At 69.2% G+C, this 10,198-nt stretch carries 10 protein-coding genes and 1 pseudogene; 6 read left to right on the top strand and 5 right to left on the bottom strand.

The window, feature by feature from the left end:
- Positions 1-255: 255 nt before the first annotated feature.
- Complete coding sequence (locus tag A5678_RS00240; protein WP_068036701.1) at positions 256-1,167, bottom strand: histidine phosphatase family protein; 912 nt, start codon at positions 1,165-1,167, stop codon at positions 256-258.
- Positions 1,168-1,464: 297 nt separating this feature from the next.
- Between A5678_RS00240 and A5678_RS00245 the strand changes: the two genes are divergently transcribed.
- The 3 genes from A5678_RS00245 to A5678_RS00255 are packed head-to-tail and all read left to right on the top strand — an operon-like array spanning position 1,465 to position 3,811.
- Positions 1,465-2,091: a peptidase M50 gene (locus tag A5678_RS00245; RefSeq protein ID WP_068036658.1), complete on the top strand. Its 627-nt coding sequence runs from the start codon at positions 1,465-1,467 to the stop codon at positions 2,089-2,091.
- 9 nt (positions 2,092-2,100) lie between these two features.
- On the top strand, positions 2,101-2,874 hold the full coding sequence (locus A5678_RS00250) for a site-2 protease family protein (protein WP_068036663.1): 774 nt from the start codon (positions 2,101-2,103) through the stop codon (positions 2,872-2,874).
- Between the two features lie 40 nt (positions 2,875-2,914).
- Positions 2,915-3,811, top strand: a complete 897-nt coding sequence (locus A5678_RS00255) for a cation diffusion facilitator family transporter (RefSeq protein WP_068036665.1) — start codon at positions 2,915-2,917, stop codon at positions 3,809-3,811.
- Here A5678_RS00255 and A5678_RS00260 read toward each other — a convergent pair.
- On the bottom strand, positions 3,808-4,218 hold the full coding sequence (locus A5678_RS00260; RefSeq protein WP_068036669.1) for a DUF3151 domain-containing protein: 411 nt from the start codon (positions 4,216-4,218) through the stop codon (positions 3,808-3,810). The genes A5678_RS00255 and A5678_RS00260 overlap by 4 nt on opposite strands.
- Positions 4,219-4,340: 122 nt before the next feature.
- Between A5678_RS00260 and A5678_RS00265 the strand changes: the two genes are divergently transcribed.
- Positions 4,341-5,171, top strand: a complete 831-nt coding sequence (locus tag A5678_RS00265; RefSeq protein WP_068036672.1) for a hypothetical protein — start codon at positions 4,341-4,343, stop codon at positions 5,169-5,171.
- 79 nt (positions 5,172-5,250) lie between these two features.
- Here A5678_RS00265 and fbaA read toward each other — a convergent pair whose 3' ends face one another.
- The gene (fbaA, locus tag A5678_RS00270; RefSeq protein WP_068036674.1) at positions 5,251-6,285 is read right to left on the bottom strand and encodes a class II fructose-bisphosphate aldolase; all 1,035 of its coding nucleotides are present in this window, start codon (positions 6,283-6,285) and stop codon (positions 5,251-5,253) included.
- A gap of 58 nt (positions 6,286-6,343) precedes the next feature.
- Here fbaA and A5678_RS00275 point away from each other — a divergent pair, with 58 nt between their 5' ends.
- Positions 6,344-7,051, top strand: coding sequence for a DedA family protein (locus A5678_RS00275; protein WP_068036679.1), 708 nt, complete (start codon positions 6,344-6,346; stop codon positions 7,049-7,051).
- On the opposite strand, the gene A5678_RS00280 is transcribed toward A5678_RS00275, so the two are convergent.
- A complete protein-coding gene (locus tag A5678_RS00280) occupies positions 7,010-8,953 on the bottom strand; it encodes an acetoacetate--CoA ligase (RefSeq protein ID WP_068036681.1) in 1,944 nt (647 codons plus the stop codon). The two genes, A5678_RS00275 and A5678_RS00280, sit on opposite strands and share 42 nt — an antisense overlap.
- Entirely contained in the window at positions 8,950-10,020 is a 1,071-nt protein-coding gene (locus tag A5678_RS00285) for a glycoside hydrolase family 76 protein (RefSeq protein ID WP_068036686.1), read from the bottom strand. Before A5678_RS00285 ends, A5678_RS00280 begins: the two co-directional genes overlap by 4 nt.
- A gap of 17 nt (positions 10,021-10,037) precedes the next feature.
- Between A5678_RS00285 and A5678_RS26875 the strand changes: the two are divergent.
- Positions 10,038-10,198 (top strand): annotated as a pseudogene (locus tag A5678_RS26875) (fructose-bisphosphate aldolase); the annotation flags it as partial.

A 10,198-nucleotide genomic window follows, 5' to 3' on the forward strand; every position in this document is an offset into this window, starting at 1 on the left:
GACTTGCTCCCGCCTGCTTACTGTGGTTCTACTGGCAACGCGCCGTATCTTGCAGCGCTGCAACGGTTTGCGGCATCACCCGGTGGCTCGAGCTGCCGTCCCGCACCAGCGCCTCGGTTGACCACTGCGGGACCGTGCGCGTAGCTGGAGGCATCGTTGCTTGCCGCGCTCACGTGGCGATCCTAAACGTCGGGCAACGGCGTACCTGCGCGAAGGGCCGTTTGATTTGCGACTTCTGTCCCGGACAGACCCGGCTCACGGCGTCACGGGCGGTTTGGCCGCGCATACACCGCCGGCGGTCGGCGCGTCCAACATCAGGCACAAGGGCTGCTTGGGGTCACGACCGGTCCTCTTGGCCGCCCAGCCCTGCCACACCGGTTTCCCGTTCCAACTGACCAGCGTCCAGCCATCGTGCGGATTGCCCTGGATCACCACGACGCCGGCATTGGGCAGCGGGTCGAAGAGCAGGAGCAGCGGATCGGGGTTCTTGACGCTCATCATCGTCCCGACGCCGATCGCGAACTCGCTGGAGAACGCCACTTCGGTGATCTTGCCGCCCGCTGTCCGGATCGGGTTGGCCATGGCGTTGCCGTACATCAGTTGCAGGGAGTCGTTGAAGCGACTCGCGTCGGTCACCGCATTGCCGTACATCGTTTGCAGCGCGCCGTTGAAGCGCTTGTGGAATTCGAACCCGTTAGCGTCGGCGGAGCCCGGAGCCAGCATCGGCACGATGCGGAGCCCCAGCAGCCACGCCACCGGGCCCAGCAGGTATACCAGCCCCGCCAGGCTGAACTGCGGTAGGCCATTGAAAATGCCGGCGTCGATCTCGTTGAGGCCGGGCAGTGCCTGAACATTCATCCCCAACGTGGCCGCCAACGGCGCCGCGGTCTGCTGCGCCCTGATCAACTCCGACGCGAAGATCCCGGCGAACGGGGCCTGCGCGGCGAGCGCCTTGTCGACGTTCTGCGCCTGTTGCTGGCCGAGCGCGGTGAGCACCGTCCCGGGCACCGCGGTGTCGATCACGCGCGCCGCATTGCCCTCCGACTGGCCATGCCGCACCAAGTCGATCACGATCGATTCGTCGGCCCAGGCCGTCGCCGGCTCGACGCACAGCAGGATAGCCGAAAGCGCTAGGGCGCCAACGCGGCGGAGTTGCTTCGTCAGCAACGGACGCACGCGGGGCCGGTAGCAGACAGGGGCGGCGCGGTTCGCACGGCTGGGAAGACGGTGGTGAGTCGGCGAATGGCAGTTCTCCGTTCTCTTAGCCACCCATGGCTGACCCCGTGGCAGGAGTAAAGTATCCAGTTGTTACCAGGCAGTGGCGCAACAACTTTCGTAGTCTGAAACCATGTTGTGACTGCGTCGTTATGGACGAGATCTTCCCGCGCCCAGATGGTCTGGGCCGCCGATCGGACGAGAGATGTTGGACGACAAGGATATTGGTCTGCTTAATTGGATAGGCAAGTGAGACAAGAAGATTGCGCCGTAGCGGTGTTGCCGTTCGGTGAGCGTCGCGCGCCCCGCTCGTTGACCGGTTCGCCCGTCCACCGCGTCGGGGGTGCGGCCGACATCGACGCCGCGATCGGCCCCTACCGGCGGCTGGTGGTGGTGGGCGCGGACGCCGACCTGGCCGCCGTGCTGGCCCGGCTGTTGCGCGCCGGCCGGCTGGACATCGAGGTGGGCTACGTGCCGCGCCGCCGCACCCGCGCGACCCGGACCTACCGTTTGCCCGCCGGGCGGCGGGCGCGCCGCGGGTCCGCGCGGCGCGTGACCCTGGTCCGCGACGAGACCGGGTCGGTGATCGTCGGGCGGGCCGGCTGGCTGCCCGCCGAGGGCCGGCGCCTGCGCGGCGAGGCGGTCGTCGACGACACCGTGCTGTTCGACGGCGACGCGCGCGCCGTCGAGGTCGAGCCGACGCTGGCCGTGCCGGGCCTGCGCGCCCGCGTGGGCCGGCGCCGCTGGGTCGCCGGCCGCGCGGTCCAGCTGGGCAGCACCGGCGTCACCGTGGTGCGCGACGGCGTGCCCGCGGCGCGCCCGGCACGCCGGTCGACGTTCTACCGCAACGTCGAAGGCTGGCTGGCGGTCCGCTAGTTTCGACCGGTGAGCCTGTCCGCCCGGCGCGAATCCGTGCGACCCAGCCCCATCTTTCTGGCCCTGGTCGGCCTGACGGCGATCGGCGGCGTGCTGGCCTGGCTGGCCGGCAGCACCGTGCGGCCGCTGGCGTATTTCGGGGTGTTCACCTTCGTGATCGCGGGCTGGTTGGTGTCGCTGTGCCTGCACGAATTCGGGCACGCGGTGACCGCCTGGCGATTCGGCGACCACGACGCCGCCGTGCGCGGATACCTGACGCTGGATCCGCGGCGCTACAGCCATCCCGCGCTGTCGCTCCTGCTGCCGATGGTGGTCATCGCGCTGGGCGGGATCGGCCTGCCGGGCGCCGCCGTCTACGTGCGGACGTGGTTCATGACGCCGAGCCGGCGCAGCCTGGTCAGCCTGGCGGGCCCGGCCGCCAACCTGGTGCTGGCGGTGCTGCTGCTGGCGCTGACGCGGGTGTTCTACGACCCTCTCCACCAGGTGCTGTGGGCGGGCGTGGCGTTCCTGGGCTTTCTGCAGCTGACCGCGGTGGTGCTCAACCTGCTGCCCATCCCGGGCCTGGACGGCTACGACGCGCTGGAACCGCACCTGAGTCGCGAGACGCAGCGGGCGGTGGCCCCGGCCAAGCAGTACGGCTTTTTCATCCTGCTGTTCCTGCTCCTGGCGGCCAGCCATTGGTTTTTTCAGATGGTGCTCTGGCTGTTCGAATTCTCCGGGGTGCCGACGTGGCTGGTGTCCGCGGGCAACGCGCTGACCCGCTTCTGGAGCCGCTGGTTCTGACCCTTGCCATATATGCGTGGATCCGCATATATTGCACCGCATGGGCGCCGGCCACAATCACAGTCCCGCCGAGACCGACGGGTCCCGGTTGATTCCCCGCATGATCGCCGCCGCCGCAATTCTGGCGGCGTTTTTCGTCATCGAGTTGACCACCTCGTTGCTGATCAACTCGATCGCGCTGCTGGCCGACGCGGGCCACATGCTGACCGACGTCGTCGCCGTCTTCATGGGCCTGGCCGCCGTGACGCTGGCCCGCCGGGGCAGCTCGTCACCGTCGCGGACGTACGGCTGGCACCGGGCCGAGGTGTTCACGGCGGTCGCCAACGCGGGCCTGCTGATAGGGGTGGCGCTGTTCATTCTCTGGGAAGCGATCCAGCGGCTCAGGGACACGCCGTCGGTCCCCGGTGCGCCGATGATCGTGGTCGCGCTGGCCGGGCTGCTCGCCAACCTGTTGGTCGCGTTGCTGCTGCGGTCGCACTCCGGGCAGAGCCTGGCGGTGAAGGGCGCCTACATGGAGGTGGTCGCCGACAGCGTCGGGAGCCTGGGCGTGCTGATCGCCGGAGTGGTGACCGTGACGACGCGCTGGCCGTACGCCGACGTGGTGGTCGCGGTGCTGGTCGCGCTCTGGGTGCTGCCGCGGGCGATCTCGCTGGCCCGCGACGCGCTGCGGATCCTCTCCGAAGCGTCGCCGACCCACATCGACGTGGAGGAGCTGCGCTCGGCGCTGGGCGCCCTCGACGGCGTGTACGAGGTGCACGACCTGCATGTCTGGACGCTGTCGCCGGGCAAGGACATGTGCACCGCGCACTTGCGAAGCAACGGCGACTCGGCCCGGGTGCTGCAGGATGCGCGTGCGGTGCTGTCGGCCCGCGGGCTTCAGCACGCCACCGTCCAGATCGACGCCCCGGACGACGCGGGGTGTTCGGAAAGCTTTTAGAGCCCCAGGGCCAGGCGCGCCGCGGGGTCGCAATCGTCGAGCAGGTCCAGGCAGCGCATGTACTCGTCGGACTCGCCGATGGTGTCGGCGGCCCGCGCCAGCGCCGCCACGCACCGCAGGAATCCGCGGTTCGGCTCGTGCGAATAGGGCACCGGGCCGAAACCCTTCCAGCCGTTGCGCCGCAGCTGGTCCAGGCCGCGGTGATAGCCGGTGCGGGCATAGGCGTAGGCGGTGATGGCCTGGTCGTCGGCCAGCGCCTGCTCGGCCAGCGCCGCCCAGGCCACCGAGGCCGACGGGTGCGCGGCGGCGACGATCCCGGGCTTCTCGCCGGCGACCAGTTCCGCCTCGGCGTCGGGATCACCCGGCAGCAGCGTCGGGTCAGGTCCGAGAAGGTCTCGAGGCGTCATGGCCCCTATTCTCACAGCTGCCCAGTTTCGCCGGGGTGGCGGACTCGACCATCACCCCATCAAAGGGGTCGGGTCGCTAAGCTCTCCAACTACCCCACCGATAGCGGAGGACAGCCGTACTCATGCCCCAGCCACCCGAGCCCGACCGCGGCGGCGCGCCGAATCCGCCCGGGGACGAATGGGCCGCGCAATCAGGCGAGGACGCGACCGAAAGCGTCCCGCTGGTACCCAGCGACTCCGAGACCGAGACCGAGGTGATCAAACCCGGTTCCGCCGGCGATCCCAAGGATCCCGCGCAGGACGCGGACGGCCAGCAGCGCGAACGCCGCTTCACCGCGCCCGGGTTCGACGCGCGAGAGACCGCGGTGATCTCCACCACCCCCGAGCCGGCCACCGAGGTCTTCGCCTCGCCGCCGGAGGGCATCCCCGCACAGCCCGGCACACCTCCCAAACCGGCTGTGCCGCAATCGATCCCGCCCCGACTAGGGGCAAAGCTGCGCACCTCCCGGCAGTTCAATTGGGGCTGGGTGCTGGCGCTGGTGCTGATCGTGCTGGCGCTGGCCGCGATCGCGATCCTGGGCACGGTGCTGCTCACCCGCGGCAAACACACGAAAGTGTCGCAGGAAGACCAGGTGCGGTCTACGATCCAAGGCTTCGACACCGCGATTCAAAAGGGTGACCTGACCACGCTGCGCACCATCACCTGCGGCACCACCCGCGACGGGTACGCGGACTACGACGAGCACTCGTGGGACGAGACCTACCGCCGCGTCTCGGCGGCCAAGCAGTATCCGGTGATCGCCAGCATCGACCAGGTGGTGGTCAACGGCCAGCATGCCGAGGCCAACGTAACCACGTTCATGGCGTATGACCCCTCGCTGCGGTCGACCCGCAGCCTGGACCTGCAGTACCGCGACGACCAGTGGAAGATCTGCCAGTCCCCCAGCGGCTAGGTCACCCGTCAGCGCCGAACGTGTAACCACGGCGAATTTTTTGCCGGAATTTCGCGTGAGTGCACGCTCGGCGATGCCGCTAGCTATTCACGGACTTTCCGGCGCAGTGCAGGTCTTCGCAGGCCTCCACCACGCGCTCGGTCATCGACGCCTCGCCCTTCTTCAGGTAGCTGCGCGGGTCGTAGACCTTCTTGGCGCCCACTTCGCCGTCGACCTTCAGCACGCCGTCGTAGTTGCTGAACATGTGGCCGGCGATCGGTCGGGTGAACGCGTACTGGGCGTCGGTGTCGACGTTCATCTTCACCACGCCGTAGCGCAGGGACTCCTCGATCTCCGCCTTGAGCGACCCCGACCCGCCGTGGAAGACGAAGTCGAAGGGCTTGGCGCCCTCGGGCAACCCGAGCTTGGCCGCGGCCACCTGCTGCCCCTGGGCCAAAATGTCGGGACGCAGCTTGACGTTGCCCGGCTTGTAGACGCCGTGCACGTTGCCGAACGTCGCGGCCAGCAGGTACTTGCCGTGCTCGCCGTGGCCCAGCGCGTCGATGGTCTTCTCGAAGTCTTCCGGCGTGGTGTACAGCTTGTCGTTGATCTCGTGGGCGACGCCGTCTTCCTCGCCGCCCACGACCCCTATCTCGATCTCCAGGATGATCTTGGCGGCCGCGGCCTCCTTGAGCAGCTCCTGCGCGATGACCAGGTTCTCGTCGATCGGCACCGCCGAGCCGTCCCACATGTGCGATCCGAACAGCGGATCCCGACCCGCGGCCACCCGCTCGGCGGAGATGGCCAACAGCGGCCGCACGTAGCTGTCCAGCTTCTCCTTGGGGCAGTGGTCGGTGTGCAACGCCACGTTGATCGGGTACTTGGCCGCGACGACGCGGGTGAATTCGGCCAGCGCCAACGCGCCGGTCACCATGTCCTTGACCCCCAGGCCGGACGCGAATTCCGCACCGCCGGTGGAGAACTGGATGATGCCGTCGCTGCCGGCGTCGGCGAAGCCCTTGATCGCGGCGTTGACCGTCTCGGAGGAGGTGCAGTTGATGGCCGGGAAGGCGTACGAGTTCTCCTTGGCGCGTCCCAGCATTTCGGCGTAGACCTCGGGAGTGGCGATGGGCATTGGCTCCTCCTGGCGCGTTGGCCCGTCCAGTATCGCAACACCGGTATGTTGAAGCATCGTGAGCACCACCGTGACGGCCCTGCCGAACATCCTCGATCCGATGTACTGGCTGGGCGCGGGTGGCGTCTTCGGATCGGCGGTGCTGCCCGGCATCCTGGTCATCGTCTTCATCGAGACCGGTCTGCTGTTTCCGCTGCTGCCCGGCGAATCGCTGCTGTTCACCGGCGGGCTGCTGGCCGCCCACCCCAACCCGCCCGCGAGCATCTGGGTGCTGGCCCCGGCCGTTGCCCTGGTGGCGATCCTGGGCGATCAGACCGGCTATTTCATCGGCCGGCGGATCGGCCCGGCGCTGTTCAAAAAGGAAGACTCCCGGTTCTTCAAGAAGCACTATGTGACGGAGTCGCACGCCTTCTTCGAGAAATACGGGCCGTGGGCGATCATCCTGGCGCGGTTCGCGCCGTTCGTGCGGACGTTCGTCCCGCCGGTGGCCGGGGTGTCGTACATGCGCTACCCGGTGTTCCTCGCGTTCGACATCGTCGGCGGCATCCTGTGGGGCGGCGGTGTGACGTTGGCGGGATACTTCCTGGGCTCGGTGCCGTTCGTGCACCAGAACCTGGAAAAGATCATCCTGGGCATCCTGTTCGTGTCGCTGATCCCGGCGTTCGTCGCCGCCTGGCGCGGTTACCGGGGGCGCCGACGGGGGCCGGCCGCCGAAGCGCCCGACTCAGGACACTCGACTCCTGCGGTACGCAACGAAAGCGTCTAGCAGTTCCGGTCGGTCGATCGAACTCTGCTGCACGGCCTCGCCCGGCGCCGCACCGAGCAGGATCCGCTTGATCGGGACCTCCAGCCGCTTGCCCGTCAGCGTCCGCGGTATGCCGGGGACCGCCAGGATGTCGTCGGGCACGTGGCGCGGGGAGGCGTGCTGACGAATGGCCGCGACGATCCGCGAGCGCAGTCCGTCGTCGAGTTCGGCGCCGTCCGTCAGGGTCACGAAGAGCGGCATCCAGTAGCCGCCGTCGTCCTGCTCCATCCCCACGACCAGGCAGTCACCCACCTCGGGCATGCCCTCCACCGCGGTGTAGATCTCGGCGCTGCCCATCCGCACGCCCAGCCGGTTCAGGGTGGCGTCCGAACGGCCGTGCACCACAACGGATCTCCGATCGGTGATGGTGATCCAGTCGCCGTGGCACCACACCCCCGGATACTTCTCGAAGTAGGCGGCCCGGTACCGGCTGCCGTCGTCGTCGTTCCAGAAGAACACCGGCATCGAGGGCATCGGCTCGGTGATCACCAGCTCGCCCTCTTCCCCGATGACGGGATGGTTTGCCCCGGTCCAGGATTCGATGGCCGCGCCCAGGCAGATGCACGACAGCTCGCCGGCCACCACCGGCAGGATCGCGCAGCCGCCGATGAATGCGGTGCAGACGTCGGTGCCGCCGCTCATCGAGATCACCGGAACCGACCGGCCGAGTCCCTCTTGGACCCAACGGAATCCGGACGCGGGCAGCGGTGAACCGGTGGAACCCACGGCGCGCAGCCCGTCCAGCGGGTACGTCGCCCCGGGCTTGAGTTCCTTCTTGGCGCAGGCCAGCAGGTAGCCCGCGCCGGCGCCCAGCACGTTGACGCCGGTCTCGGCGGCGACCCGCCAGAGGCCGTCGGTGCCCAAATGCGTTGGGCTGCCGTCGTAGAGCACGATGGTGGTGTCGGCCAGCAGCCCGGACAGCTGCAGGTTCCACATCATCCAGCTCGTCGACGAGTACCACAGGAAGCGCTCGCCGGCGTGCAGCTCCAGTTGCAGGGTCAGGTATTTCAGGTGCTCGAGCACGACGCCGCCGTGACCGTGCACGATGCCCTTCGGCTTGCCGGTGGTGCCGGACGAGAACATCACCCACAGCGGGTGCGCGAACGGCACGGCGGTGAGTTCCAGCTCGGCATCCGATTCCACCGCCGTCGCCCACGCGACGCCGTCGGTAGCGAGCCCGAGCCGCGGCACCACCACGGTGGCCCGCAGGCTGGGCATCGCCGCCCGGATCGTGTCCAGCTCCGCGCGCCGGTCGATGCGCTTGCCGTCGTACACCGACCCGTCGGTGGCCACCAGCACGGCCGGCCCCACCTGGCCCAGCCGCGCGATCACGCCGTCGACGGCCACGTCCTGGTTGCACACCGCCCAGCTCGCGCCCACGCTGGCCGCGGCCAGGGCTGCCACGGCGGCCTCGGCGACGTTGGGCAGGTATCCGACGACGGCGTCCCCGGGCCGCACCCCGAGGCCGCGCAGGTAGGCCGCGAACGCGCCGGTCTCCCGCCGCAGCCGGGCCCACGACCACTCGCACGCGCCGTCCTCGCCGACCACAATCATGGCGGGCCGCTCGTCGGTGGCGTGCCGAAAGATCTCGGCGGCGTAGTTGAGCGTGGCGCCCGGGAACCACTCGGCGCCGGGCATGGCGCGGTTGCCCAGCACCGCGCGGGGCGGGCTGTCCGCCTGGATGTCGAAGTAATGCCAGACGGCGTCCCAGAACCACTCGATGTCCTCGACGGACTTGCGCCACAGCGCGTGGTAGTCGGTGTAGTGGCCGCGGCCCGTCTCGGCGAGCCACGCCATGAAGCGGGTGAGGTTTGCCTCGGCCAGCGTGGCCTCGTCGGGAATCCAGCTGCCGGCCTCGGTCACGTCGCACTCCCTGCGGTCACGGCGGTGACGTTACAGGCGGCCTCCATCAGCATCCACCCCGACAGCTGCACCGACAGGTCCCGTTCGGCCACCTCGGAACTGTTCACCGCACCATCGACGAACTGCGCCTCCCCGGCGGCCTGGGTGGGCAGTTGCGCGTCGCGGTCCCAGAACGGCCCGAACAGCGGCAGCCCGTCCACCGTTTGCCGGTAGTCCCACGCCGACTTCGCGCTGGCCAGCACGATCCGCCGGGCGGTGTCACGGGCCAGGGCGTCGTCGGCCGAGTCACCCGGCAGGGTGGTGGCGACCAGCGCCAGGTATCGCGCGGTGACACCGGAGAACAAGCCGCCGTCACCGCCGCCGGCGCCGGCCAGCACGCCCGCCGGCGCCATGTGTTCGGCGACGGCCGCCACCAACCGGTGCACCCGGGGCGCGTGCCGGTCGTCATGGGTGCGTGCCGCGAGTTCCGTTTCCAGGCCGAGCACCACGCCCTGGCAGTAGGTGTACTGGGCGCGGACCAGGGAGCCGGCCTTAATACCGTCGAACACCAGGTGCGTCTCCGGGTCGATCAGGGTCTCGTCGATCCAGTCGGCCGTCTGCTGGGCGCGCCGCATCCGGTCGCCGTAGCGGGCCAGGAAGATCCCCGCCGGGCCGTTGGCGGGGGCGTTAAAGAACTGGTCCTGCTTGCGCCAGGGGATGCCGCCGCCGTCCTCGGGCACCCACGCCTCGAGGAATTGATCGGCCAGCTTGGGCAGCGCGCGGCTGCGCTCGACGCCGGCTATCCGGGCGGCGCGTTCCAGCGCCAGGGCCAGCCAGGCCATGTCGTCGTAGTAGCTGTTGGTCCAGCGAAAGTTGTTGCGCAGCCGGTGCGAGCGGACCTGCCGGTTGATCTTGGTGCGCCGGTCGGGTTGCGGGTCCCGCAGCTGCGCGTCGACCAGGCAGTCCAGCAGGTGCGCCTGCCACCAGTAGTGCCAGGTGCCGAACCAGGAGTCCCGCCGCGTCGGCGGCCAGGCCACCACGCCCAGCTGGGTCCCGAAATGGTTTGCCGGTAGCGCATATTTCAGTATGAGGCAGGATCGGCGGTATGGATCAGCTATGGGCGAACCGGGCGGCCAGCTCCGAAGCCGCTGTCGCGCAACGACACCTGAAACGGCTGTGGGGGCTGCCCGGGACCCAGCTGGGCGTGGTGGCCTGGCCGCCGACGCGGCGGGACTCCTGGTTCGGCACCTGGCACTACTGGTGGCA

The organism is Mycobacterium sp. E2733, from assembly GCF_001667585.1.
GTDB lineage: Bacteria > Actinomycetota > Actinomycetes > Mycobacteriales > Mycobacteriaceae > Mycobacterium.